This window comes from Micromonospora cremea, assembly GCF_900143515.1.
GTDB lineage: Bacteria > Actinomycetota > Actinomycetes > Mycobacteriales > Micromonosporaceae > Micromonospora > Micromonospora cremea.
This window is the reverse complement of sequence record NZ_FSQT01000002.1, coordinates 1034732-1059302: the sequence shown is the minus strand read 5'-3', so window position 1 is coordinate 1059302 and position 24571 is coordinate 1034732. Positions and strand designations below refer to the sequence as shown.

20 protein-coding genes and 1 tRNA gene are annotated in these 24571 nt (G+C 72.2%); 9 read left to right on the top strand and 12 right to left on the bottom strand.

The features are described 5' to 3' along the window. Nucleotides 1-3: 3 nt before the first annotated feature. Nucleotides 4-1656, top strand: a complete 1653-nt coding sequence (locus BUS84_RS18190; RefSeq protein WP_074314110.1) for an alpha-amylase family protein — start codon at nucleotides 4-6, stop codon at nucleotides 1654-1656. Between the two features lie 90 nt (nucleotides 1657-1746). On the opposite strand, the gene BUS84_RS18185 is transcribed toward BUS84_RS18190, so the two are convergent. Further along, on the bottom strand, nucleotides 1747-5484 hold the full coding sequence (locus BUS84_RS18185; RefSeq protein ID WP_074314108.1) for a S8 family serine peptidase: 3738 nt from the start codon (nucleotides 5482-5484) through the stop codon (nucleotides 1747-1749). A gap of 180 nt (nucleotides 5485-5664) precedes the next feature. Here BUS84_RS18185 and fabG point away from each other — a divergent pair, with 180 nt between their 5' ends. Then, nucleotides 5665-6423 (top strand): 3-oxoacyl-ACP reductase FabG, encoded by a 759-nt coding sequence (fabG, locus tag BUS84_RS18180; RefSeq protein ID WP_208869692.1) that lies wholly within the window; start codon nucleotides 5665-5667, stop codon nucleotides 6421-6423. A gap of 61 nt (nucleotides 6424-6484) precedes the next feature. Here the strand turns inward: fabG and BUS84_RS18175 are convergent, their stop codons facing one another. Together BUS84_RS18175 and BUS84_RS18170 are read right to left on the bottom strand one after the other, a co-directional pair. Continuing rightward, on the bottom strand, nucleotides 6485-6901 hold the full coding sequence (locus BUS84_RS18175) for a hypothetical protein (protein ID WP_074314106.1): 417 nt from the start codon (nucleotides 6899-6901) through the stop codon (nucleotides 6485-6487). Further along, nucleotides 6894-7289 (bottom strand): hypothetical protein, encoded by a 396-nt coding sequence (locus BUS84_RS18170; protein WP_074314104.1) that lies wholly within the window; start codon nucleotides 7287-7289, stop codon nucleotides 6894-6896. The genes BUS84_RS18175 and BUS84_RS18170 overlap by 8 nt, the downstream gene beginning before the upstream one ends. 260 nt (nucleotides 7290-7549) lie before the next feature. Here BUS84_RS18170 and BUS84_RS18165 point away from each other — a divergent pair, with 260 nt between their 5' ends. Continuing rightward, nucleotides 7550-8452, top strand: coding sequence for a Gfo/Idh/MocA family protein (locus tag BUS84_RS18165; RefSeq protein WP_074314102.1), 903 nt, complete (start codon nucleotides 7550-7552; stop codon nucleotides 8450-8452). An 11-nt stretch (nucleotides 8453-8463) separates the two neighbouring features. Here the strand turns inward: BUS84_RS18165 and BUS84_RS18160 are convergent, their stop codons facing one another. Beyond that, complete coding sequence (locus tag BUS84_RS18160; RefSeq protein ID WP_074318907.1) at nucleotides 8464-8655, bottom strand: DUF2795 domain-containing protein; 192 nt, start codon at nucleotides 8653-8655, stop codon at nucleotides 8464-8466. Between the two features lie 118 nt (nucleotides 8656-8773). Here BUS84_RS18160 and BUS84_RS18155 point away from each other — a divergent pair, with 118 nt between their 5' ends. Continuing rightward, nucleotides 8774-10030: an erythromycin esterase family protein gene (locus tag BUS84_RS18155; RefSeq protein WP_074314100.1), complete on the top strand. Its 1257-nt coding sequence runs from the start codon at nucleotides 8774-8776 to the stop codon at nucleotides 10028-10030. 19 nt (nucleotides 10031-10049) lie between these two features. Here BUS84_RS18155 and BUS84_RS18150 read toward each other — a convergent pair whose 3' ends face one another. From BUS84_RS18150 to BUS84_RS18140, 3 genes are all read right to left on the bottom strand, one after another. Beyond that, nucleotides 10050-12263, bottom strand: a complete 2214-nt coding sequence (locus BUS84_RS18150) for an MMPL family transporter (RefSeq protein ID WP_074314098.1) — start codon at nucleotides 12261-12263, stop codon at nucleotides 10050-10052. Further along, a complete protein-coding gene (locus BUS84_RS18145; protein ID WP_074318906.1) occupies nucleotides 12263-12850 on the bottom strand; it encodes a TetR/AcrR family transcriptional regulator in 588 nt (195 codons plus the stop codon). The genes BUS84_RS18150 and BUS84_RS18145 overlap by 1 nt, the downstream gene beginning before the upstream one ends. 101 nt (nucleotides 12851-12951) lie before the next feature. Next, entirely contained in the window at nucleotides 12952-13383 is a 432-nt protein-coding gene (locus tag BUS84_RS18140; protein ID WP_244298631.1) for a winged helix-turn-helix transcriptional regulator, read from the bottom strand. Nucleotides 13384-13461: 78 nt separating this feature from the next. Here BUS84_RS18140 and BUS84_RS18135 point away from each other — a divergent pair, with 78 nt between their 5' ends. Further along, nucleotides 13462-14913: an MFS transporter gene (locus BUS84_RS18135; RefSeq protein WP_074314096.1), complete on the top strand. Its 1452-nt coding sequence runs from the start codon at nucleotides 13462-13464 to the stop codon at nucleotides 14911-14913. A gap of 31 nt (nucleotides 14914-14944) precedes the next feature. Further along, nucleotides 14945-15904 (top strand): DNA polymerase domain-containing protein, encoded by a 960-nt coding sequence (locus tag BUS84_RS18130; protein ID WP_074318904.1) that lies wholly within the window; start codon nucleotides 14945-14947, stop codon nucleotides 15902-15904. A gap of 12 nt (nucleotides 15905-15916) precedes the next feature. On the opposite strand, the gene BUS84_RS18125 is transcribed toward BUS84_RS18130, so the two are convergent. The 5 genes from BUS84_RS18125 to BUS84_RS18105 all read right to left on the bottom strand — a co-directional run bounded on the left by BUS84_RS18125 (nucleotide 15917) and on the right by BUS84_RS18105 (nucleotide 20044). Beyond that, nucleotides 15917-17260 carry a carbohydrate-binding protein gene (locus BUS84_RS18125; protein ID WP_074318903.1) on the bottom strand — a complete coding sequence of 448 codons (1344 nt, stop codon included), beginning with the start codon at nucleotides 17258-17260 and terminating at the stop codon, nucleotides 15917-15919. 187 nt (nucleotides 17261-17447) lie between these two features. After that, nucleotides 17448-17522, bottom strand: a tRNA-Arg gene (locus tag BUS84_RS18120). Nucleotides 17523-17679: 157 nt separating this feature from the next. Continuing rightward, the gene (locus tag BUS84_RS18115) at nucleotides 17680-18372 is read right to left on the bottom strand and encodes a winged helix-turn-helix domain-containing protein (protein WP_074314094.1); all 693 of its coding nucleotides are present in this window, start codon (nucleotides 18370-18372) and stop codon (nucleotides 17680-17682) included. Nucleotides 18373-18569: 197 nt separating this feature from the next. Beyond that, nucleotides 18570-19238: a DUF305 domain-containing protein gene (locus BUS84_RS18110; RefSeq protein WP_074314092.1), complete on the bottom strand. Its 669-nt coding sequence runs from the start codon at nucleotides 19236-19238 to the stop codon at nucleotides 18570-18572. 8 nt (nucleotides 19239-19246) lie between these two features. Continuing rightward, nucleotides 19247-20044, bottom strand: coding sequence for a thioredoxin-like domain-containing protein (locus BUS84_RS18105; RefSeq protein ID WP_074314090.1), 798 nt, complete (start codon nucleotides 20042-20044; stop codon nucleotides 19247-19249). A 98-nt stretch (nucleotides 20045-20142) separates the two neighbouring features. On the opposite strand from BUS84_RS18105, the gene argS reads away from it, so the two are divergent. The 3 genes from argS to BUS84_RS18090 are packed head-to-tail and all read left to right on the top strand — an operon-like array spanning nucleotide 20143 to nucleotide 24521. After that, entirely contained in the window at nucleotides 20143-21810 is a 1668-nt protein-coding gene (gene argS / locus BUS84_RS18100; RefSeq protein ID WP_074314088.1) for an arginine--tRNA ligase, read from the top strand. A 6-nt stretch (nucleotides 21811-21816) separates the two neighbouring features. Beyond that, on the top strand, nucleotides 21817-23202 hold the full coding sequence (gene lysA, locus BUS84_RS18095; RefSeq protein WP_074314086.1) for a diaminopimelate decarboxylase: 1386 nt from the start codon (nucleotides 21817-21819) through the stop codon (nucleotides 23200-23202). An 8-nt stretch (nucleotides 23203-23210) separates the two neighbouring features. After that, complete coding sequence (locus BUS84_RS18090) at nucleotides 23211-24521, top strand: homoserine dehydrogenase (RefSeq protein ID WP_074314084.1); 1311 nt, start codon at nucleotides 23211-23213, stop codon at nucleotides 24519-24521. Nucleotides 24522-24571 lie beyond the last annotated feature (50 nt).

Sequence of the window (24571 nt, the reverse complement as noted above, 5' to 3'; positions counted from 1 at the left end):
GGCATGGGTGACCGTTGGTATTCCGAAGCCGTCGTCTACTGCCTCGACATCGACACGTACGTCGATTCCGACGGCGACGGGGTCGGTGACATCCGCGGGCTGATCGGCCGGCTGGACTACCTGGCCCGGCTGGGCGTGACCTGCCTGTGGCTGCACCCGATCCATCCGTCGCCCAACCGCGACGACGGCTACGACGCCACCGACTTCTACAACGTCGACCCGCGCTTCGGCACCCTCGGCGACTTCGCGGAGCTGCTGCACCAGGCCCAGAACCGGGGCATCCGCGTGATCATCGACCTGGTGGTCAACCACACCTCCGACGAGCACCCGTGGTTCCAGTCCGCCCGTTCCTCGCCGGACTCGCCGTACCGCGACTGGTTCGTCTGGTCCGAGACCGAGCCGGACGACCGGCACCAGGGCATGGTCTTCCCGGGCGAGCAGGACGAGACCTGGAGCTACGACCGCACCGCCAAGGCGTGGTTCTACCACCGGTTCTACAAGTTCCAGCCGGACCTCAACTTCGCCAACCCGGCGGTCCGGGCGGAGATCAAGAAGATCATGTCGTTCTGGCTCCAGCTCGGCGTCTCCGGTTTCCGGATGGACGCGGTGCCGTTCATCATCGAGCTGACCGAGCCGGGCAACCCGAACTCGCCGAAGGACTTCGAGTTCCTCACCGAGATGCGCCAGCACGTGCAGTGGCGGCGCGGCGACGCGGTCCTGCTGGCCGAGGCGAACGTCGAGCCGGACCAGCTGCCGACGTTCTTCGGCGACGCGGGCGGCTCCGGTAACCGGATCCACATGCTCTTCGACTTCATGCTCAACGGCCGGCTCATGCTGGCCCTCGCCCGGCAGGACCCGGAGCCGCTGGTCGAGGCGCTGCGCGACACCCCGACGCTGCCCGTCGGCGGCCAGTGGGCCACCTTCCTGCGTAACCACGACGAGATCGACCTGTCCCGGCTCACCACCGAACAGCGCAACCAGGTGTACGCGCAGTTCGGCCCGGACGAGGACATGCGCATCTACGACCGGGGCATCCGTCGCCGGCTCGCCCCGATGCTCGGCAACGACCGGCGTCGCATCGAGCTGGCGTACGCCCTCCAGTTCTCGCTGCGCGGCACGCCGGTGCTGCGCTACGGCGAGGAGATCGGGATGGGCGAGGACCTGTCGCTGCCCGGCCGGGAGGCGATCCGTACCCCGATGCAGTGGTCGTACCAGCCGAACGCCGGCTTCTCCACGGCGGACCCGGAGAAGCTGGTCCGCCCGGTGATCGACAAGGGTGAGTTCGGCTACCAGAGGGTCAACGTCACGGCGCAGCGCGGTGACTCGAAGTCGCTGCTCGCCTGGTTCGAACGCATGATCCGGACGCTTCGTGAGGCACCGGAGGTGGGCTCCGGCTCGACCACCCACATCGACGTGCCGGCGCCGGCCGGAGTGCTGGCGCACCGGGCGGACGGGCCGACCGGGACCATGGTCTTCCTGCACAACCTGGGCACCGACGACGTCGAGGTGGACCTGAGTTCCCTGGAGGCGGAGGCCGACCTGCCGAACGACGTGCTCGCCGACCGCGGCTACGGCGAGTTGGGCAAGCTCGGCGCGGTCAAGCTCTCCGGCTACGGCTACCGCTGGATCCGGCTCTGCTTGGGCGCGGCCAGCTGACCTCGACCGGGGACGGGCTGTCCTCCCCGGTCACGCGTGACGTCCGTCCGGTCGGCGCCGGACGGACGTCACGCGCTCATCGCCGGACGCTCAGCGCACGCCGAAGGCGCGGATCACCGTCTGGCTGACCGCGTTGCCCGAGCTGTCCGTGGCGCTGCCCCGCAGCGAGACGTACCCCGCGCCCTTCGGCGCCCGCAGCTTCGCCGTCCAGGACCCGTCGTTCGCGCGGTCCAGCGGCTGCTTCTGCCAGTGCGCGCCGTCGTCGTACGAGATCTCCAGGATGACGGGCCGGATGCTGCCGCACCCGGTGGCGCCGGGCAGGTGCGCGGCGGACACGGTGAGGTTCGTCCGGCCCGGCGCGGTGCCCGCGGCGTCGGTGTCGACGGCGTAGTCGAGCTGGAGCAGCGGCAGCACGGCCGACTCCACCCCGGTGGCCGGCGCCTTCGACCGGAACGTCCACCGTGTCTCGGTGCTGGTGGAGTACCGGCCGGCGGTCGGGTCCTGCTTGGTCCGCACCACCAGCCGGTACGGCAGGTCGCCCGCGCCCGGCGCGGTGCCACTGACCCACGTGCTGCTGCTCTGGCCGAGCAGCGTCCCGCCCTGGTAGAGCTGGTTGGTCTGCTCGGCGGCGTTCATCGCCATGCCGACGTGGTCGGCCCCACCCCAGCCGGGCACGTCCACGTTGAGAGCGTCGCCCGAGCGGCTGGGCAGCTTGAAGTTGTTGTTCAGGTGGGGCCGCTCGATCGGCTGGAAGAACCGCTCCTCGCCGCGGCTGCCCGCCCGGTAGCCGGTCCGGGTGTCGATCTGGTACGTGGAGTCGACGTACGCCTCCTGGCCCCACTGGTAGAGGTCGCCGGTGGACACCCAGTCGGTGCGGACGGCCGCGAGGGGCCGGTTGCTGGTCTGGCCGATGCCCCAGTCGGAGTACGACGGCCAGTCGAACCGGAACTCGCCACCCCGGACCTCGCGGCTCGGCAGGGCGAAGCCGACGTCGATCCGGGCCAGCGTCTTCGGCGTCTCGGTCCGGGTCAGCTCGCGTGGGATCCGGTTGTGGTACGCCTGGACCAGGTCGTACACGTAGTCGGCGACGGGCTGCGAGACGACCTCGACCCTGGTGGACCCGCGCTGGATCTGCTGGATCAGCGCCTCGCCCTCGTCGGTGCTGAGCAGCGCCACCTCGATCGGTGTGGGGGTGAAGAAGTCGATCCCGTAGTCGCGCACCTCGCGCCACGGGTTGTCGTTCACCACCAGCATCAGCCTCGCGCCGGCTGCGGTCGCGGCGGCGGCCTGCTCGGAGTCGCTGACGTCCCAGTTGTGTCGGACGACGACCACCTTGCCCCGGGCGTCGAGCCCGGCGTAGTCGCTCGGGGCGCCGTTGCCCGCGAAGACCGCCGGCAGTGTCCAACGGCCCTTCGGCAACTGGGTGGTGCTCTGCTGTCGGACCACGTCGTCGAAGTCGACCGTCGTGGTGCCGACGCTCAGCACCGGCTGTTCCTTGCGCCAGCGTGCCCCGAGGTAGAAGTCGCCGTGCCGCACGTCGTGATCGGTCGGCTGGGCCCAGAAGCTGTCGTAGAAGACGCCACCGGCGATGAACGAGCGCCACCGGCCCGCCCCCTGGGACCGGTAGTAGTCCAGCCGGGTGAACGTCTCGGCGGTCTGCTGGGGCACCGACGACTCGACCCTGCGGGCGGCCTTGCCGTCCAGCCGGATCGTGGTGTCCTTCCGCAGGTCGATGTCCGGGTCGCCGAGCAGCGCCAGGCCGAGGGAGTTCGGCCCGTGGCTGCCGGTCACGTTCAGGAAGCTCATCGCCGAGTAGACGCCCTCGGGCAGGTACAGCTGCGCCGTACCGTCCGGGTCGGTCTCTACGAAGGCCGGCTCGTAGCTGCCGGGCTGGCCCAGCTCGACGACGCCGCTGGCCGGCTTCCCGGAGCGGTCGGTCAGCTCCAGGCGGAGCTGGTGGTACGGCGTGAAGGTGCCGACGGCGATCGCGGTGCGGGTCAGCACGGCCCGGTCCGGCCCGGTGGCGACGACCTGACCGGTGTACCGGCTGCCGGTGCTGGCCCGGGAGGTGTCCGTGGTCATGGTGACCGTGGCGGTGCCGTTCGCGGGCACGGTCAGTTGCGTCGCGGAGAGGCTGAACAGGCCGGCCGGTGCGGTCGCGGCGTCCAGCGCCAGGCCCAGTGTGATCGGCTGGCCGGTGGTGTTGGTGTACGTCACCGGGTGCGTGCTGCCGCCCGCCTTCGCGGTGTCGTACCGCACGCTGGTCGAGACGGTGCCGGTGGCGACGATCGGGGCGCGGACCGCTGCGGCGACGTCGACCCGACCGGTGCCGGCCTGGAACGCGTCGTACCGCGACGTGGCCCGGGTGGTGCTGACCAGGGCGTCCTTGAGCTGCTGGCCGGTCCAGTCCGGGTGCTTCGCGGCGAGCAGCGCGGCGGCGCCCGCCACGTGCGGCGCGGCCATCGAGGTGCCGTCCATGGTCTGGTAGGCGCCCTCGCCGGGCGCGTACTGCGACCGGGCGGCGAGCACCCCGACACCGGGCGCGGTCAGCTCCGGCTTGATGGCCTCGTCGCTGATCCTCGGGCCCTGGCTGGAGAAGGAGGCGAGCTGGTCCTCGCTGTCGACCGCGCCGACGGTCAGCGCGGCGTCCGCCGCACCCGGCGCCGCGACGGTGCCCGGGGCGCCGGCGTTGCCGGCGGAGACGACGAACAGGGCACCGGTCTCGGCGCTGAGCGTGTTGACGGCCTGGCTGATCGGGTCGGTCCCGTCGCTGGGCTGGTTGGAGCCCAGGCTCATGTTGATGATGCTGGCGTCCGCGTCCCGGGCCGCCCACTCCATGCCCGCGAGGATCCAGGAGTCCTGCCCGAACCCGGCGTCGCTGAGCACCTTGCCGATGGCGAGCCGGGCGTCCGGGGCGACACCCTTCTCCCGGCCGCCGGAGGCGGCGCCGGTGCCGGCGATGGTGGAGGCGACGTGGGTGCCGTGCCCGATCCGGTCGGTGATCTCCTCCCCGGGCACGAACACGGCGGACTCGCCGATCCGGTCGGTGAGGTCCGGGTGGGTCGCGTCGATTCCGGTGTCCAGCACGGCCACCCGCGCGCCCACGCCGGTGTCGCCGCCGGCCCACACCTCGGGGGCGCCGATCTGCGCGGTGGTGTCGGCGAGGTCGGCGTGTACCCGTCCGTCCAGCCAGATCTTGGCGATCCCGCTGGCGAAGCGTCCCTTGCCGCCGGCCGCAGGTGTCGACTTCGCGGTGGGGGCACCGCCCGTGACCGCGGCCCAGAACTCGTCGGCCTGGCCGTGGTTCTCGCTCAGCGCGGCACCCGAGATGCTGCTCAGGGTGCGGGTGCGGGTCGCCCCGGCGGGCGCGGCGCCGGTGCGCAGGCCGGCGGCGGCGTCGGTGTACGACACGATCAGCGGCAGGTGGTCCACCTTCGCGTCGTCGTACCCGTCGGCGATCAGCCGGGTGACGTTGAACAGCCGCTTGTCCAACGTGTCCGCTGCCACGTAGGGCAGTACGGACTGCGGGTAGACGTAGAGGTCGTCGCCCGCCTCCACCACCCGTACCGGGGCCGGGGTGCCGTTGGGACGCCGTACGTCGAGGGTGCCGCCGTTGGCGCTCCGGCGGGTGGTGACCGTGTCACCGGTGATCAGGGTGACCGAGTGGGTGCCGGGTGGGGTGGGCAGGTCGGTCGCGGGGGTGGGGGTCGAGCCGGGATCGGCCGGCGCGCCGTGGGCGGCGGCCACGGCGGGTGTGCCGCCGGTCGCCGCGAGGGCCGCGGAGACCACGGCGGCGAGCCAGGCTCCACGGGTACGCGAGAACTTCACGTGATGTCGTTCCTTGTCTCGTCGTCTGTTGTGGTTGCTGATGGGGTAACAGCGAACGAGACGCTACGCCGGAAAGATCCACTCGTATAGACAGCTCTTGTTGAGCGATGGTCATCGCTGGTGACTGTCGGTGCGGGGGTTAAGCTCCTTCGATCGACCCCAAGTTACCGGGAGGTAATCATGTCGGAGGAGCCCCGCGTCGCCATCGTCACCGGAGCCGCACGCGGTATCGGTGCGGCCACCGCCCGCCGGCTGGCGGCCGACGGGATGGCCGTCGCCGTGGTCGACATCGAGGAGGCGGCCACCAAGGAGACGGTGGACGCCATCGCTGGCGCCGGCGGCCGGGCGCTCGGCGTGGGCGCCGACGTGTCCGACCGGGCCCAGGTCGAGTCGGCCGTGGAGCGGATCGCCGCCGAGCTGGGCGCGCCCACCGTGCTGGTCAACAACGCCGGGGTGCTCCGCGACAACCTGCTGTTCAAGATGACCAACGCCGACTGGGACACCGTCATGGGGGTGCACCTGCGCGGCGCGTTCCTGTTCAGCCAGGCCGCTCAGAAGCACATGGTGGACCGCAAGTGGGGGCGGATCGTCAACCTCTCCAGCACCTCCGCGCTGGGCAACCGGGGCCAGGCGAACTACGCCGCCGCCAAGGCCGGTCTCCAGGGCTTCACCAAGACGCTCGCCATCGAGCTGGGGCCGTTCGGGGTGACCGTCAACGCCGTGGCGCCCGGCTTCATCGTCACCGACATGACCGCCGCCACCGCCGCCCGGATGAAGGTCGACTTCGAGGACCTCCAGAAGCACGCCGCCGCCGAGATCCCGGTACGTCGCCCGGGCCGGCCGGAGGACGTCGCGCACACCATCTCGTTCCTGACCAGCGAGGGGGCGGGGTTCGTCTCCGGCCAGGTCATCTACGTGGCCGGCGGCCCGCGAAACTGACCCGTACCCGTCGAGGGCGCTCCATGCACGACGGAGCGCCCTCGACGCGTCTGCGGGTCGCTCAGGCGGGGTCGCGGCGGGTGCGCCAGAGCCAGAACAGGCCGAGCGCCGGCAGCACCAGCGGGATGTAGCCGTACCCGCTGCCGAACTGCGACCACACCGTCTCGTCGGGGAAGAGGTCCCTGTCGGCCAGGCTCAGGATGCCGACCGCGACCACCCCGACCAGCTCCAGCGAGCAGCAGGCCAGCGCGACCCGTCGGCCGGTGTGCCCGGCGCGGGCCAACCCCACCGCGGCAACGATGTAGATGAGCGCGGCCAGCGCGGAGAGCAGGTACGCCACCGGCGCCTCGTCGAACCTGGTGGCGATCTGCAGGCCCGCCCGGCTGGTCGCCGCGATGGCGAAGAGCAGGTAGACCGCGATCAGCAGCCGGCCCGGACCGGTGTTCGTCGCGCGCCGGGCCGGTCGTGTCTCAACCACCGAGGACCTCCCAGGTCTGCTGCAACCGGACCACCACCACCGGGGCCACCAGGCAGACCGCGCAGACGATCGCCGAACCCCAGCGGGTCGGCTCCATCCGGGCCAGCACCCAGGCCAGTGGCGGCATACAGACCAGCGTGACGAGGTAGCCGAAGAACGCGCCGGGCTCGCCGGGCCGGTCCCCGCCGACGACCGCGACCAGCGCCAGCACGGTCAGCGCGAGCAGCGCCAGTTCCAGTACGGCCAGGCCGACGAACTGCACCCGGTCCGGTGGCCGGTGACGTACCGCCGCCACCAGTGCCCACGCCGCGACGAGCAGCGACAGCACGATCGATGCCGTCGCCAGGATCCCGTCCACCGGCGAGTTGGCCGCCGCCGCACTGGTCATCGGCCCCACCCGGTCGTCGCCTCGGTCACCGGCACAGCCTACTAACCGTCGTAGTAACCGACGACGCTGCCTCGCCCTGTCGAGCTGCCCCAGATGTGGGGCAGCGCGACAGACGCCGGCCAGGCCGTGGCTCCGCCCGGGCGGCGACGGGAACCTGCCGGCTCCGGTTGGTCGACCCGCCGCCGTCACGGCTGGTGGGGCGACTAGCGTGGATCACGGCCGTGGTGTCGCCGCGGTCAGGGGAAACGGCGGAGGTACACGTGCTGCGGTTCGGCTTGTTCGGCACCGGTCACTGGGCGATCGAGACGCACGGGAAGGCGCTGCACGCCCACCCGGACGCGGAGTTGGTCGGGGTCTGGGGGCGCAACCCGGAGCGGGCCGCCGCGCTGGGCGAGCGGTACGGGGTGCCGGCGTTCGCCGAGGTCGACGCGTTGCTCGAGGTGTGTGACGCGATCGCTGTCGCGCTGCCGCCGAACATCCAGGCCGACATCGCGGTCCGGGCGGCCGCCGCTGGTCGGCACCTGCTGCTGGACAAGCCGTTGGCGCTCACCGTCGAGGACGCCGATCGGGTGGTCGCGGCAGCGGAGGCGTCCGGGGTCGCCTCGGTCGTCTTCTTCACCCAGCGGTTCCAGCCGAACGTCACCGCGTTCCTCGCCGCGACCGCGGCCGCCGGGGGCTGGCAGCACGGCCGGACCATCGCGTTCGCCTCGATCTTCCAGGAGGGCAGCCCGTACGGCTTTTCGCTGTGGCGCCGGGAGCACGGCGCGCTCTGGGACATCGGCCCGCACGCGCTCTCCATCATCCTGCCGGTGCTGGGCAAGGCCACCCAGGTGGCCGCGATGGACGGGCCGAGCGGAATGGTGCACCTGCTGCTCACCCACGAGGGTGGCGCCACCAGCAGCGCCTCGCTCTCCCTCGACGCCCCGGGCGAGGCGATGGCCCGCGAGTTCGTCTTCTATGGCGAGAACGGCATCGAGACCGTCCCGCTCGGCGAGAACGACCCCGCCACGGCGTTCGGCGTGGCGATCGACCAGCTCGTCGAGCAGGTGCAGGCGGGCACCCGTGACCACCTCTGCGACGTCTGGTTCGGCCGCGAGGTCGTCGCCATCCTGGCCGCCGCCGAAACCGCTCGCACCGAATCCCGCACCGTCCCCGTCCCGTAACCGAGCGGGGGTCAGGAGCGGGTTGTCAGCGCGGCGTTCAGCTCGTCCGGCGACTCGAACTGCTCCACCGGCAACGCTCGCAACATCTGCAACATCGCCGTGCTGGCCCCGTTCTCCTGGGCCCAGCGGACCAGGTCCTCGCGGGAGACCGGGTAGTCGAGCCCGGCCAGGTACTCCTGCAACTGAACCCCGGTGACGGTCATACCGCCGACTACCCGGTCGCGGGCACCCTTACACCGGTCGGCCCGGCGGACGGCGGACGGCGTGTCGCCGGGCGGCGCGCCGACGGTTTGTCGGAGCGGCCGCCGGGTAGCCGCGGACATGCTGGTTCAGCGGCTCGGCGCGCCGAGCGACTTCGACCCGTTGCTGGAGCGTGTCCGGGACTCCCGGGTGGTGATGATCGGCGAATCCACCCACGGCACCTACGACTACTACCGGCTGCGCGAGCAGCTCACCCGCCGGCTGATCGCGGAGTGCGGCTTCTCGTTCGTGGCGGTGGAGGGCGACTGGCCGGACTGCGACCGGGTGCACCGCTCGGTCACCGGCGCGCCGGGCGGTGCTCCCGACCCGCAGACGGCGCTCGAGCAGTTCGAACGGTGGCCGACCTGGATGTGGGCGAACGCCGAGGTGGCCCGGTTCTGCCGTTGGCTGCGGGCGTGGAACCTGGAGCGCCCGGAGGATCAACGGGCTGGATTCCACGGGCTCGACGTGTACAGCCTCTGGGAGTCGATGCAGGCGATCTTCGACTATCTGGGGGAGGAGGATCCGACCTCGCTGGAGGCGGCGCAGGACGCGTACCGGTGCTTCGAGCCGTACGGCAAACGGGTCGAGGAGTACGGCGCCGCCAGCCGGTTCGTCTCCGCGCGGTGCGAGGAGGAGGTGGTGCGACTGCTAGCCAGGACCCGGGAGCAGGCCCTCTCCGACGGCCCGGACCGCTTCTCGGCCTGGCAGAACGCGGCGGTGGTGGCCGGCGCGGAGCGTTACTACCGGGCGATGGTGGCCGGCGGACCGGATTCGTGGAACATCCGTGACATCCACATGCAGGACACCCTGGACCGGCTGCTGGACCGGTACGGCCCGGACGCGCGGGGGATCGTCTGGGCGCACAACACCCACGTCGGGGACGCCCGGGCAACCGACATGGCCGCCGACGGAATGATCAACATTGGCCAGTTGGCCCGGGAGCGGCACGGTGACGAGGCGGTGGCCCTGGTCGGCTTCGGCAGCTACCGGGGTACGGCGATCGCCGCACCCCGGTGGGGCTCACCGGCCGAGGCGATGATCGTCCCACCGGCCCGGGAGGGGTCGGTCGAGCGGCGCCTGCACGAGCTGATGCCGGAGCGGGCGGTGCTGGTCTTCGGCGGCGACGACCAGCCGGGCTGGGTCACCGGCACCGCGGACCACCGGGCGATCGGGGTCGTCTACGACCCGTCCTTCGAGTCCTGGGGCAACTACGTGCCCACCCGACTCGGCGAACGCTACGACGCCTTCATCTGGTGCGACGAGACCACCGCGCTGCACCCGCTGCCCGCCCCGGCCGCCTCCGGCGAGATGGAGACCTACCCCGCCGGCGTCTGACCGGGGCGGGCAGCGAGGGTCAGACGTGTGTCGGCGTGCGGTCCGCGAGTTCCGCGCGCAGGCCCTCGCCCTCGATGTCGACGTTCGGCAGGGCACGGGAGAGCCAGCGGGGGAGCCACCAGGCACGGTCGCCGAGGAGCGACATCACGGCGGGAACGATGGCCATCCGGACCACGAAGGCGTCGATGGCCACACCCACGGCGAGCGCGAAGCCCATCGACTTGATCACCGGGTCCTCCAGGAAGACGAAGCCTCCGAAGACCGAGATCATGATGAGCGCGGCGGCGGTGACCACCCGCGCCCCGTGCCCCATGCCGCTGATGGTGGCCTGCCGGGCCGACTCGCCGTGCACGAAGTCCTCCCGCATGCGGGACACCAGGAACACCTCGTAGTCCATCGCGAGCCCGAACAGGATGCCGATGAGCAGGATCGGCAGGAAGCTGATCAGCGGCCCCGGGGTGTCCAGGCCGACGAGATCGGCGAGGTGCCCCTGTTGGAAGACCGCCACCGTGATGCCGAACGTGGCGGCGACGGTGAGCAGGAAGCCCAGCGCGGCCTTGACCGGCACCAGCAGCGAGCGGAACACCAGCATCAGCAGCAGCACCGAGAGCCCGACCACCAGCAGCAGGTAGACCGGCAGCGCGTCGGAGAGCTTCTCGGAGACGTCGATGCCGATCGCGGTGACACCGGTGAGCAGAACGTCCGCGTCGCGGATCCCGCCCACCGAGTCACGGATGTCGTGCACCAGGGTCTCGGTGGCCTCGTCGGTGGGGCCGGTCTTCGGCACCACTCCGAGCAGGGCGGTCCGGCCGTCCGGGCTGAGCTGCGCCGGTGCCACCGCGAGCACGTTGTCGGTGCGCTGTAGCAGCGCGGTGACCTGCGGCACCGCGGCCGAGGTGGCCTGCGGCGTGTCGCCCGCGACGACCACCGCGAGGCGGCCGGTGAAGCCCGCACCGAAGCCCTCGGTGATCAGGTCGTTCGACACCCGGGCGGGTGAGCCGACGGCCGCCGTGGAGGCGTCCGGCAGGGCCAGCCGCATGTCCGGCGTGGGCAGCGCGAGGAGGCCGAGGCCGAGCAGGCCGACGAGGATGACCGGTACGCGGAACCGGGTGACCAGCCGCGCCCAGCGGAAGCCGAAACCGGACCGGTCCTCGCTCGGTGCGGCGGCAACCGGCCGGTCGGCGTCCGCGTCGTTGGCCGGCGTGCCGTCGGCGGTGACCGAACGCAGCCGGCGGGGAAGCACCCGGCGACCGGCGAAGCCGAGCAGGGCGGGCTGGAGGGTGATGGCGACGAGCACCGCGACGGTGACCGTGCCGGCGGCGGCGAGACCCATCACGGTGAGGAACGGGATGTCCACCACGGCGAGCCCGGCCAGGGCGATGACCACGGTGGCGCCCGCGAAGACCACGGCGGAGCCGGCGGTGCCCACGGCCCGGCCGACCGCCTCCTCGGGGGACAGGCCGTCGAGCAGGTTCTGCCGGTGCCGGGAGGTGATGAACAGCGAGTAGTCGATGCCGACCGCGAGGCCGAGCATCAGCGCCAGGATCGGCGCGGTGCTGGTCAACTCGACGACGCTGCTCAGCGCGAACAGGCCGGCCATGCCGGCGCCCACGCCGATGAGCGCGTTGAGCATCGTCATGCCGGCGGCCACCAGCGAGCCGAACGTGATGATCAGGACGATCGCGGCGACAAGCACGCCGAGCGTCTCGGTGGAGCCGATCTCCGGCTCACCGCCCAGCACCTCGCCGCCCGGGGCGACCTGCCAGCCCTGCGCCTCGGCGGCCGCGCCCACCTGCTCGTACGCCGTCCGCTGCTCGTCGGTCACCTCGTCCGCTCCGGTGGCGAACTGGACCTGGACCAACGCGTACCGGCCGTTGGGCGAGACCGCGCCGACCTGGAACGGGTCGACGGCGCCGACCACGCCGGGCAGCGTCGCGGCCTGCTGGACGATCTCCTGCACCACGCCACGACCCTGCGGGCTGGACAGTTGGCCGTCACCCGGTGCCTTGACCGCGATGGTGCCGGTGGCGCCACTGGCCGCGGGGAACTGCTGCGCGAGCAGGTCGAGCGCGCGCTGGCTCTCGGTGCCGGGCATGGTGAAGTTGCTCGCCGTCGGGCCGCGCAGGGTCGCCGCGGCCAGACCGGCGACGACGAGTACGACGAGCCAGAGCGCGACGACGAGCCGTCGCCGGCGCAGCGCGCCCCGGCCGAGCCGGTAGAGCAGGGTGGCCATCAGGATTCCTTGTCCTCGGTCGTGGGTGGTTGGGGCAGGGAAGACTCGACGGGCTCGACAGCCCGCCGGACGAGGGTGAGCAGAGCGGGGCGCAGCTCGTCGTCGGGAACGTCGACGAACTCGGCGCACGCCTCGGGAATGCCGGCGAGCAGCACCAGCGCGCTGATCCGCGCGCCCGGCCGCTCGGAGTGCCCAGCGAAGGCGTCCCGCAGGCGTTCCGAGATCTGCTGGATGTGTGCGAAGGCCGGCTGGGCCAGCAGCTCCGGGAACTCGCCGCGGAGCAGCGCGATCTCCCGCCGGAACCGCACCGCGAGGTCGACGAAGCCGGCCGCGGCGACCTGCTGGGCGGCCGCGCCGGTCAGGCCGGTGAGCCGGTCGTCGAGGTCCCGCAGCACCGCGATGGCCGGGGCCATCAGCTCGGCGAGCAGGGCTTCCTTGTTGGCGAAGTGGTAGAGCACGGTGGCCTTGGAGCAGCCGACCTCACGGGCGATGTCCTGCAAGGAGGTGCCCCGGTAGCCGGTCACCGCGAACCGTCGCGCCGCCGCGGCGAGGATCTCGCCGTGCGTCTCGGACACCGCTCTGGCCATCACCGGTCCACCTCCCGCAGACCAGCATGCCTGACCGATCGGTCAGACTCTGACCGATCGGTCAGCTCGGCGTGGTGGCATTCCCCACACCGCGGCGGGGTTTAACCGGCGTGATCGCGGTCGTACCTGGTCCGCGCCTCGGCAATGGCCCGGCGGTGCCGCTCGGCCCAACTGGTCAGCGCCACCAGCGACTCGTACAGCTCCAGCGCCATCGGGGTGGCGGTGTACTCCACCTTCGGCGGGACGGTGGGATAGACCCTGCGGTGCAGGAGGCCGTCGCGTTCCAGGTTGCGCAGGGTCAGCGTGAGCATCCGGCGACTGATCCCCTCGATGTGCCGCTCCAGCTCCGTGAAGCGCACCGGGCCGTTCGAGGCGGCCACCAGGATGCCGATGCTCCACTTGCCGCCGACCCGGTCGAGCACCTCGCGGACGGTGCACGCCCGGGCCTGACCCGGGGTGAACGGCACGCTCCCCGCCGCGCACGCCAGCTCGGCCTCGATCGGCGCGGGCACATCGCTGTTCCTCTGGGACATAAGAGTGCCTCCTTCCGCTCCCGCTCATGGTCACAGACGATGGCGTCGGTAACAAACAATGCACCAAGGAGGCGTTCCATGGATCGTGCGGTCCCGTCCCGCTGGCCGGCGCTGCTTGTACTCTGCGCCGGCAGCCTGATGATCATCCTGGACGGCAGCGTCGTCGCGGTGGCGCTGCCCGCCGTGCAGCGCGACCTGGACTTCACCGCCGCAGGCCTGGCCTGGGTGGTCAACGCCTACCTGGTCGCCTTCGGCGGGCTGCTGCTGCTCTCCGGCCGCCTCGGCGACCTGCTCGGCCGGCGGCGGATCTTCCTGGCCGGCAGCACGCTGTTCACCCTGGCCTCGCTGGCCTGCGCGCTGGCCACCGGGCCGGCTGTGCTGGTCGGCGCGCGCTTCGGCCAGGGCGTCGGCGGCGCGCTGGCCATGGCGGTCAGCCTCGGCATGATCGTCCGGCTCTATCCCGAGCCGGCCGAGCGGGCCCGCGCGATCGCCGTCTTCAGTTTCACCGGGGCGGCGGGGGCGTCGGTCGGCACGGTGGCCGGTGGGCTGCTCACCGAGCTGGCCGGCTGGCGGTCGATCTTCCTGGTCAACCTGCCGATCGGGGCGGCCATCGTGCTCGCCGCCGTCCGCCGGCTCCCCGCCGAGCGGGGCATCGGCCTGCGCGCGGGCCTGGACCTGCCCGGCGCCCTGCTCGCCACCGCCGGGCTGATGGCGGCCGTGCTGGGCATCGTGGGGACCGGCGAGCACGGCTGGACCAGCCCGCGGACCCTCGGCGCGGCGGCGCTCGCGGTGCTGCTGCTCGCGGGGTTCGCGCTCCGGCAGCGGGTGGCGCCCACCCCGCTGCTGCCGGCCCGCGTGCTGCGCGTCCCCGGCCTGGTCGCGGCGAACGCCGTGCAGTTCCTCATGGTCTCCGCGTACTTCGGCTTCCAGTTCCTGCTCGCCGTGGAGCTGCAACTGGTGCTGGGGCTGGACGCGGCGGCGACCGGCTGGGCCTTCCTGCCCACCCCGGTGGTGATCGCGGTGGTGTCGCTCGGCCTGGCCGGTCGGCTGATCGCCCGGTGGGGCGCCCGGGCCGTTCTGCTGGCCGGGCTCGGGCTGGCCGCCGTCGGTTTCCTGCTGCTCGGCCGGCTGCCCGCCGACGGCGGTTACCTCGCCGACGTGCTTCCCGCGATGCTGATCTTCGGGGTGGCCGGCGGCCTGACCCTGCCGGCGGTCACCACGCTGGCCATGGCCGGTGCGACCGACGCGGACGCCGGGCTCGCGTCCGGGCTGGCCAACACCACCCAGCAGGTTGGCGGGGCGGTCGGGCTGGCCGCGCTGGCCACCCTGGCCGCCACACGCGCCGACGGTCTGCGGGCCGCCGGCTGGGCCGAGGTGGCGGCACTGGCCGGCGGCTACCGGATCGCGTTCACCGTCGCCGCCGCCCTGGTGGTCGCCGCGCTGCTGGTCGCGCTGACCACGCTGCCCGGTGCCCGGCCCGCCGCGCTGCGGGCCGGAACCGATCGGCACCGAAGCGCCGCGTCCAGTTGACCGACGGCACCGGGGCCGGGAGGGTGAGCGGGTGAGCGAGGCTGACGAAACCCGGGACGGGGTGGCCCTGACCAACCTCGACCAGCCGCTGTCCGACCGCGACGACGCGACCAAGCGCGACCTGGTCGACTACCTCGACGCGGTCCGGGACCGGATCCTCCCGCAGCTGCGGGACCGGCCGCTGTCGGTGATCCGGGTCCGCCCCGGCCAGCCGCCGTTCATGCAGAAGAACCTGCCCCGGTACACCCCGGACTGGGTCCGCCGGGTGCCGGTCTGGGCGGAGGCGTCGCACCGGGAGGTCTCGTACGCCCTCTGCGACGACCGGCGCACCCTGCTCTGGTTCGCCAACCAGCGGGCGGTGGAGTACCACCCGACGCTGGCCACCGCGGCGGACCTGCACCGCCCCACCCACCTGGTGCTCGACCTGGACCCGCCGGAGGGGGACGGGTTCGCCGCGGCGGTCGGCGCCGCGCTGCTGGTCCGCCAGGCGCTCGCCGACGCCGGCCTGGCCGGGGCGGTCAAGACCAGCGGCGCCAAGGGGGTGCACGTCTTCGTGCCGATCTCCGACGGTCCCACGGCGGAGGAGTTGGCCGCAGCCACCCGGGCGGTCGCCGTCCGCGCCGAGCGGCTGGACCCGGCGCTGGCCACCACGGCGTTCATCCGGGAGGACCGGGGCGGCCGGGTCTTCGTGGACGCCACCCGGGCCGGCGGGGCGACCGTGGTGGCCGCGTACAGCCCGCGGCTGCGCCCCGGGCTGCCGGTCTCGTTCCCGGTCGACTGGGCCGACCTGACCGAGGTGGCCCCGGCAGACTTCACCATCCGGACCGTGCCGGCGCTGGTGGCCGGGGCCGACCCGTGGGCCGCGTCGATGCCGGCGCCGCAGCCGCTGCCCGCCGACCTCGTGGCCGAGGGGCGGACCATCCCGGTGGCCCGGGTGCAGGCCATGCACGAGGGCAAGCGCCGGGCCCGCGCCCGCCGCGAAGCCGGCTGACGGTACGACCTCTCAGCGTCCCTGCAAACGCTTCACGTTGTCGCCGAAAGTCCAGCCCTTCGACCCGTCCCAGTTCGCCGACCAGGTCATCAGGCCCTTGATGCCGGGTACGGCGTTCCAGGCCTGCGTGACCAGCGACGTCGACATGTAGCCGCCACCCGCGCCGGTCTGCGCGGGCAGGCCCGGAACCTGCTTGTCGTACGGCACGCGGATGGTGGTGCCCTGGATGGTCAGGCCGTTGTTCAGGCACTGCGTCTGCACCGTGAAGCCCTGCACGGTGCCGGCCGGGTACGAGTCGCCGGCGCAGCCGTACATGCTGCCGTTGTAGTACTGCATGTTCAGCCACCAGAGCCGGCCGTTGTCCACGTACTTCTTGATGATCGGCAGGTACGAACCCCAGATCGAGCCGTAGACCACGCTGCCGCCGGTGACGTAGGCCGTCTCGGGCGCCATGGTCAGGCCGAAGTTCGACGGCATCCGGGCCAGCACTCCGTCGATGATCCGGATCAGGTTGGCCTGCGACGTGGACAAGGTGTTGATGTTGCCACTGCCGGTCAGGCCGGTCTCGATGTCGATGTCGATGCCGTCGAAGTGGTAGGACGTCAGGATCGGCACGATCGTCGCGATGAACCGGTCGGCGACCGCGCTGGAGCTCAGGTCGATGCCCGCCGCGGCCCCGCCGATCGACATCAGGATGGTCGCGCCAGCGGCTTTGGCCTGGCACATTTCGGCCGGCGTGGCCACCTTCACGCCGGCATCCATGCCGTTCTCCCAGAGCACCGTGCCGTCCGAGCGGATCACCGGGAAAGCCGCGTTGATCACGTTGTAGCCGTGCTGGCTGAGCCGGCTGTCGGTGATCGGGATCCAGCCGAGGCCGGGGTGCACGCCGTTGGAGGCGCCGTCCCAGTTCTCCCAGTAGCCCTGCAGCACCTTGCCGGCGGGCCGCGACTTCACCCCGCAGGTCCCACCGGTCGGCGGCGGTGTCGTCGGCGGGAGCGTGGTGGGCGGTGGCGTGGTCGGTGGTGGCGGCGTGGTCGGTGGAGGCGTGGTCGGCGGCGGGGTGCCTCCCGAGCAGGCGCCCAGGTCACGCCACAGCGACGGGGTCGCGGCCGGATTCCAGCCGGCGCCGGGGTGTGCGGTGTGGGTGACCAGAGCCTGGTAGAGCCGGCCGCCGTAGGTGACCTGCGCGCCCGCCGGGTAGGTGTTGCCCTCGGCCCAGGCCGGCGCGGTGCAGGCGACCATCGGGGCGGCGTCGGCCGAGGACACGGCGGCCATGCTGCTGGGGACGAAGGCGACGGCGGCCGCCACGGTCATCGCCGCTCCGGCTAGCACTGCGAAAATCCGACGGCTTCTCATGGCGTACCCCCAGGCTTCGGCGACCGTGACCTCCACATATTGACGTTCGTGACGTTTAATATCAAGGGTTGTTAACAGATCCGGGAAGGCGCGGAGCGCGGCTGGCGTCGCCTCGCTGACGGCCGGACATGATTGAGGCCCCTGACCGGTTCCCCGGTCAGAGGCCTCTTCGTGTGCTGGACGACTTTGGTGCCCCCGGCAGGATTCGAACCTGCGCCCCCGCCTCCGGAGGGCGGTGCTCTATCCCCTGAGCTACGGGGGCTCAGCGACTGGAGAAGACTAGCAAACCTCCTCCGTGAACGCCGAATCGGTATCGGGTGACCCGATCGTGTCGCCAACCGCCCGACCGCCCTGGTCGCCAGGCCGGGCGGCCGCTCGAAGCGGGACGGTCGGGCGTCCGGTGCCCGAAGCGGGGCGAGTCAGGCCGCGACCGCCCGCCCGCAGCTGGGTAGCGGGTGCAGCACGATCCGCCGGGGGAGCCGGCGTGGCCACTCGTTGCGCGGCCACGAGCCGTCCACGATCAGGTGTACGGTGCGCTGCTCCTCGCCGCTGAGTCGGAGCACGAAGTCGCGGGGGAGCGGCGGGTCGACCGTCGGCGTGGTGATCATGAAGCGCACCCGGCCGCGGGACGAGACGGCGGAGATCACGTCGGCCGCCGGCATGGTGCCGCGGAGCCGCACCCGCCCGATCCAGTAGACCTCGGCGAGGTGCTCCTGGGCAGCCCGGGTGATCGCCGGGTACTCGCTGCGTACCCAGCGTTCGACCGCGCTGACGCAGAGCCCGCAGGCGCGCTCGCGCGGCTCCCGCGGACCCAACCCCCAGGCCCGCAGGTACGCCCCGACCGCGCCCGCGTCGAGCGGCAGGTCGAACCGGCGCTGGATGAGCGTGGTGAGGCTCTGCCGCGTCCACAGCTCCTCGTCCAGGTCGAACTCGTCGGGGTGGGCGCCCCGCAGCACGTCGATCAGTTCGAGTTCCTGTTCGCGGCTGAGCATTCCCGGCTCGCCCTGCCGCTGTCCGCGACGGACGGCTGCCACCGCCCCGTCACCGCCGATGGTGTGGCGTCGGCACCAGCTGGTGACCGAGCGCCGTGCGTCTCTGAGTGCAACCCCCACGTCCTGCGCAACGAGCCCGAATCGCAACTGGTCACGATATGTGCGGAGAAAACTCTCTAAGCAACGTAATCGGTTGCACTGGCCAAAACGCCTATACGGGACGAATAGGCATAGACGGTCGCAGGCCGGTCATGACGCGGGCCCGCGCCCCGCCGGTCCACGGCGATGACGCGGGCCCGGTACGCCCGTCCGGTGGATCAGCCCTTGGCCTGCGCCTGGAGCTGCCGGAGGTTGTTCAGCTCGCTCTGCTGGGTGGCCTTCATCGTCCGCGCCACCCGCAGCACCTCGGCGTTGTCGGTCTCGCCGAGCACCGCGTCGATCATGTGGATGCCGCCGAGGTGATGGTTGATCATCAGGGCCAGGAACTGCCGGTCGACCTCGACACCCTGGGCGTCCCGCAGCGCGGCCATGTCCTGCGGGGTCGCCATCCCCGGCATTAGCCCGTTCTTCACGGTGGCCCCGTCGGACATCCACGACATCGGGGGCTGCGACCCGGTCGGGCTCAGCTCCCACTCCCGCAGCCAGGTCTGCATGGCCCCGATCTCGCCCTGCTGCCCGGTGGCGATGTCCACGGCCATCTGCCGGACCTCGGGCAGCGTCGCCGACCGGTAGGCGGTCAGGCTCATCTCCACCGCCTGGCTGTGGTGCGTCGTCATGTCCCGCGCGAAGCCCGCTTCGACCGAGGTGTCACCCGGCCGGGTGAGCCCCGGGGTGAGCAGGCCGCCGGCGTACCCGAGCAGCAGGCCCACCACCAGCATGGCGGCCAGCGCCAGCAGCCCGTAGCGCCGCGTCGGGGCCCGGCCGCCCTCCTCCGGGGCGGTCGGAGCCTCGTCGTGCTCGCTGTCGGTGGTGGCGGGAGCAGTCATCGCCGTCCTTACTGGGTGGGCTGCTGTGGGAGCTCACGCGGCGTGGTGCCGGTGGCGGTGATGCCCGTGTTGCAGAGCGCGGTCGGCCCCTCGACGGAGGCGTTGACCCGCAGGTCCTTGATGAACTCGTCGATCCGCTTGTCGTCGGCGTTGTCGACCTTGAGCTGGAAGCCCCACGCCTGGAGCGAGATCGGCTTGTCCAGACCCTCGTACGGGCTCAACATCATCTTCTCGACGCCGCGCACCTTGCCGGCGAGCTTGTCGATCTGGTCCTGCGGCAGACCCGGCCGGTAGGTGATCCAGACCGCGCCGTGCTCCAGGCTGTGCACCGCGTGCTCGCTGGCGATCGGGGCGTCGTACACGTCGCCCATGCAGTTCTGCCAGGCGGCGTTGTGCACCCCACCGACCGGCGGCGAGTACTTGTAGGTCAGCGGGCCGGACTTGTGCGCCTCGTACTTCAGGCTGTCCGGGTCCGACTTGCGGATGTTGACGATGCCGTCGATGGCGTTCGCCCGCTTGTCCCACGGCTTGGCGCCCTGGAACGACGCCCAGGCGCCGTAGCCGATGATGCCGGCCGCGAGCACGCCCACGGCGACGAAGAGCGCGATCGGGCCCCAGGCCCGGCCCTGGCTCACCTTGACCGGGGCGATCGGCTTGCGGGGACCCTTACCACCTGCCCGCGGAGTGCCCGCCGGCTTGCCGGAACCGGCCTTGGCGCCGGACGCCGGCCGGCCCGCGGCCGGCTTCTTGCCGGTGCTGACCACGGTCGGGCGGCGCTCAGGGCCGCCCGGGGTGCTGATGCTCATCGTGCCTCGTCAGGTCGGTCGGTCAGGGGAGGTGGCGGGCCGGATGACGCGCAGGGTCGCCGCCGAGTGCCCGAGTCTACCCCCGATAACATGGTTCGGTGACTCCTGCAGAACTAGCCTCGGTCGTCCTCACCGCTGCCCACGCCGTCTTCGCCGAGCGTGGCCTGGACCACGCCGCGCTGCCGGAGCGTACGGCGGTGGAGCGACCCCGCAACCCCGAGCACGGCGATTACGCCTCCACGCTCGCCCTGCAGTTGAGCAAGAAGGTGGGCGTTCCGCCGCGCGAGCTGGCCGCCGCCCTGGCCGACGAGCTGGGCCGGGCGCCCGGGGTCAAGTCGGTGGAGATCGCCGGGCCGGGCTTTCTGAACATCCGGCTGGACGCGGCCGCCGCCGGCCAGCTCGCGCGGGTGATCGTCGAGGCCGGCGCGGAGTACGGCCGCAGCGACCGGCTCGCCGGCGAGAAGATCAACCTGGAGTTCGTCTCGGCCAACCCGACCGGCCCGGTGCACATCGGCGGGGTCCGCTGGGCGGCGGTCGGTGACGCGCTCAGCCGGCTGCTGCGGGCCACCGGCGCCGAGGTGGGCACGGAGTACTACTTCAACGACGCCGGGTCCCAGATCGACCGGTTCGCCCGCTCGCTGCTCGCCGCCGCCAAGGGTGAGGCCGCGCCGGAGGACGGCTACGGCGGGGCGTACATCGGGGAGATCGCCGCCGAGGTCCAGGCCCGTCGGCCGGACGTGCTGACCATGGACGACGCCGCCGCCCAGGAGGTCTTCCGGGTCGAGGGCGTCGCGCTGATGTTCGACGAGATCCGGTCCTCGCTGCGCGACTTCGGGGTGGAGTTCGACACCTACTTCAACGAGAAGGACCTGCACGACCGGGGTGAGCTGGACCTCGCCCTGGCCCGGCTGCGCGAGCAGGGGCAGGTCTACGAGTCCGAGGGCGCCACCTGGCTGCGCACCACCGACTTCGGCGACGACAAGGACCGGGTGCTGCGCAAGTCCAACGGCGAGTGGACGTACTTCGCCGCGGACTGCGCCTACTACCTGGACAAGCGGGAGCGCGGCTTCGAGCGGGTCGTGATCATGCTGGGCGCCGACCACCACGGCTACATCGGCCGGATGAAGGCGATGGCCGCGTGCTTCGGCGATGACCCGGAGCGCAACCTGGAGATCCTGATCGGTCAGCTGGTCAGCCTGCTGAGCGACGGCGCCCCGATGCGGATGAGCAAGCGGGCCGGCACCGTGATCACCCTGGAGGACCTGGTCGACGCGATCGGCGTGGACGCTTCCCGGTACGCGCTGGCCCGCTACTCCAGCGACTCCCCGATCGACATCGACATCGAGCTGTGGACCCGGGCCACCCGCGACAACCCGGTCTACTACGTCCAGTACGTGGCGGCCCGGACGGCGGGTGTGGCCCGCAACGCCGCCGAGGTGGGGCTGGTCCAGGGCGACGCCGAGGCCTTCCGCCCCGAGCTGCTCGGGCACGAGAAGGAGAACGAGCTGCTCAAGGCGCTCGCCGAGTTCCCGGCGGTGGTGGCCACCGCCGCCGAGCTGCGGGAGCCGCACCGGGTGGCCCGCTACCTGGAGGAGAGCGTCGCCGCCTCCTTCCACCGCTTCTACGACAACTGCCGGGTGCTGCCGTTGGGCGACGAGGAGGTCACCGACCTGCACCGGGCACGGCTCTGGCTCAACAACGCCACCCGCACGGTGATCGCCAACGGCCTGCACCTGCTCGGCGTCTCCGCTCCCGAGAGGATGTAGTACCTGATGCGCGCTCACGAGGCTGGTGCCCTGCACGGTGACATCGGCAGCCGAGGGCCGGCCTGGCTGCGTACCCCGGACGACGTCAACGCCCTGATGCCGGCGCTGTGGCCGCGCACCGTCACGCGCGGCGCCGACGGCGCGCTCGCCGTCGCGGGCCTGAGCGTCCGCGACCTCGCGGCCGAGTTCGGCACCCCGGTGTACGTGCTGGACGAGGACGACCTGCGGTCACGCTGCCGGGACTTCCGGTCCGCGTTCCCGACCGAGGACGTCTACTACGCCGGCAAGGCGTTCCTCTGCCGGGCGGTGGTCCGGATGATCCACGAGGAGGGGCTGCACCTCGACGTCTGCACCGGTGGCGAGCTGGCCACCGCGCTCGCGGCCGGGATGCCGCCGGAGCGGATCGGCTTCCACGGCAACAACAAGTCGGTGGCCGAGCTGTCCCGGGCGCTGGACGCCGGTGTCGGGCGGATCATCCTCGACTCGTTCACCGAGATCGACCGGCTCACCGCGCTGGCCCGCGAGCGGGGCGTCCGCCCCCGGGTGCTTGTCCGGGTCACGGTCGGGGTCGAGGCGCACACCCACGAGTTCATCGCCACCGCCCACGAGGACCAGAAGTTCGGCTTCTCGCTGGCCGGTGGGGCCGCCGCGACGGCCGCGTTCAAGGTCCTCGACGAGGGCGTGCTGGAGCTGCGCGGCCTACACTCGCACATCGGCTCGCAGATCTTCGACGCCAGCGGTTTCGAGGTCTCCGCCCGTCGGGTGCTCGCCCTGCAGGCGCAGATCCGCGACGCGCGCGGGGTGGAGCTGCCCGAGCTGGACCTGGGCGGCGGGTTCGGCATCGCGTACACCACCCAGGACGACCCGGCCACTCCGCAGGACCTGGCCAAGCGGCTCCGCAAGATCGTCGACTCGGAGTGCGCCGCCGAGCGGCTGGCCGTGCCAAGGCTCTCCATCGAGCCGGGGCGAGCCATCGTCGGGCCGGCCGTGTTCACCCTCTACGAGGTCGGCACGGTCAAGGACCTCGACGGCATCCGGACGTACGTCAGCGTGGACGGCGGGATGAGCGACAACATCCGTACCGCGCTCTACGACGCCTCGTACTCGGCGACGTTGGCCTCCCGGGCCTCGACTGCCCAGCCGTTGCTCGCCCGCGTGGTGGGAAAGCACTGTGAGTCCGGGGACATCGTGGTGAAGGATGAATTCCTGCCCGCCGACGTGCAGCCCGGAGATCTTGTCGCGGTGCCCGGCACGGGCGCCTACTGCCGCAGCATGGCCAGCAACTACAACCACGTGCCGCGGCCGCCCGTGGTCGCGGTGCGCGACGGCCAGGCGCGTCTGATCGTCCGGCGGGAGACCGAAGAGGACCTGCTCGCATTGGATGTTGGATGACGTCACCTGTGCGCTTGGCGCTGCTCGGCTGTGGCACGGTCGGCCAGGAGGTGGTCCGGCTGCTGCACGAGCAGGGCACGGACCTGGCCGCCCGGATCGGCGCTCCGCTGGAGATCGCCGGCATCGCCGTCCGTCGGCTCGGCCGCGACCGCGGTGACCTGCCGATCGACCCGACCCTGTTCACCACCGACGCGCTCGGCCTGATCAAGCGCGACGACGTGGATGTCGTGATCGAGGTGGTCGGCGGCATCGAGCCGGCCCGCAGCTGGCTGGTCGAGGCGCTGCGTGCCGGCAAGAGCGTGGTCACCGCCAACAAGGCGCTGCTCGCCGAGGACGGCGTGGCGCTGCACGACGCGGCGGCCGAGGGTGGTGGCGACCTCTACTACGAGGCATCCGTGGCCGGGGCGATCCCGCTGCTGCGCCCGCTGCGCGAGTCGCTGCACGGTGACCGGATCAACCGGGTCACCGGCATCGTCAACGGCACCACCAACTTCATCCTCTCCGCCATGGACGCCACCGGCGCCGGCTTCACCGAGGCGCTGGAGGAGGCCACCGAGCTGGGGTACGCGGAGGCCGACCCGACCGCCGACGTGGAGGGCTTCGACGCGGCGGCCAAAGCGGCGATCCTCGCCTCGCTGGCGTTCCACACCCGGGTCGGCGCCGCCGACGTGCACCGGGAGGGGATCACCGAGGTGACCGCCGCGGACGTGGCCAGCGCGCAGGCGATGGGCTGCACGATCAAGCTGCTCTGCATCGCGGCCCGGGGTGTCGACCCGGCCGGCCGGGAGACGGTCAGCGTCCGGGTGCACCCCGCGATGATCCCGCGCAGCCACCCGCTGGCCAGCGTCGGCGACGCGTTCAACGCGGTCTTCGTGGAGGCGGACGCGGCCGGGGAGCTGATGTTCTACGGCCGGGGCGCGGGTGGCGCGCCGACCGCCAGCGCGGTGCTCGGCGACGTCGTGGCGGTGGCCCGCAACCGGCTCGCCGGGGTGCGTGCGGCCAGCGAGAGCGCGTACGCCGACCTGGCGGTCCGGCCGATGGGCGAGGCGCTGACCCGCTACCACGTCAGCCTGGACGTGGCCGACCGTCCGGGTGTGCTGGCCGCGGTGGCCGGTGTGTTCGCCCGGCACGACGTGTCGATCGCGACCGTGCGGCAGGGTTCCGCCGGCGGCTCGCCCGGCCGGGACGGCGACGCCGAGCTGGTGATCGTCACCCACGTGGCGCCCGACGCCGCGCTCGCCGCGACCGTGGACGAGCTGCGCGGCCTGGACATCGTGCGGTCGGTGACCAGCGTGCTGCGGGTCGAGGGCGGGGTGTGAGTCGTTGACCCGGTGGTGGGACGGGCCCGCTCGTCCCGCCAGGTGGGTAA

Excerpts from the sequence above, each read along its gene's own strand:
- BUS84_RS18190 (WP_074314110.1), top strand. The coding sequence starts at position 4 with ATGGGTGACCGTTGGTATTCCGAAGCCGTCGTCTACTGCCTCGACATC.
- fabG (WP_208869692.1), top strand. The coding sequence starts at position 5,665 with ATGTCGGAGGAGCCCCGCGTCGCCATCGTCACCGGAGCCGCACGCGGT.
- BUS84_RS18170 (WP_074314104.1), bottom strand. The coding sequence starts at position 7,289 with ATGACCAGTGCGGCGGCGGCCAACTCGCCGGTGGACGGGATCCTGGCG.
- BUS84_RS18160 (WP_074318907.1), bottom strand. The coding sequence starts at position 8,655 with ATGACCGTCACCGGGGTTCAGTTGCAGGAGTACCTGGCCGGGCTCGAC.
- BUS84_RS18155 (WP_074314100.1), top strand. The coding sequence starts at position 8,774 with ATGCTGGTTCAGCGGCTCGGCGCGCCGAGCGACTTCGACCCGTTGCTG.
- BUS84_RS18150 (WP_074314098.1), bottom strand. The coding sequence starts at position 12,263 with ATGGCCACCCTGCTCTACCGGCTCGGCCGGGGCGCGCTGCGCCGGCGA.
- BUS84_RS18145 (WP_074318906.1), bottom strand. The coding sequence starts at position 12,850 with ATGGCCAGAGCGGTGTCCGAGACGCACGGCGAGATCCTCGCCGCGGCG.
- BUS84_RS18140 (WP_244298631.1), bottom strand. The coding sequence starts at position 13,383 with ATGTCCCAGAGGAACAGCGATGTGCCCGCGCCGATCGAGGCCGAGCTG.
- BUS84_RS18135 (WP_074314096.1), top strand. The coding sequence starts at position 13,462 with ATGGATCGTGCGGTCCCGTCCCGCTGGCCGGCGCTGCTTGTACTCTGC.
- BUS84_RS18125 (WP_074318903.1), bottom strand. The coding sequence starts at position 17,260 with ATGAGAAGCCGTCGGATTTTCGCAGTGCTAGCCGGAGCGGCGATGACC.
- BUS84_RS18110 (WP_074314092.1), bottom strand. The coding sequence starts at position 19,238 with ATGACTGCTCCCGCCACCACCGACAGCGAGCACGACGAGGCTCCGACC.
- BUS84_RS18105 (WP_074314090.1), bottom strand. The coding sequence starts at position 20,044 with ATGAGCATCAGCACCCCGGGCGGCCCTGAGCGCCGCCCGACCGTGGTC.
- lysA (WP_074314086.1), top strand. The coding sequence starts at position 21,817 with ATGCGCGCTCACGAGGCTGGTGCCCTGCACGGTGACATCGGCAGCCGA.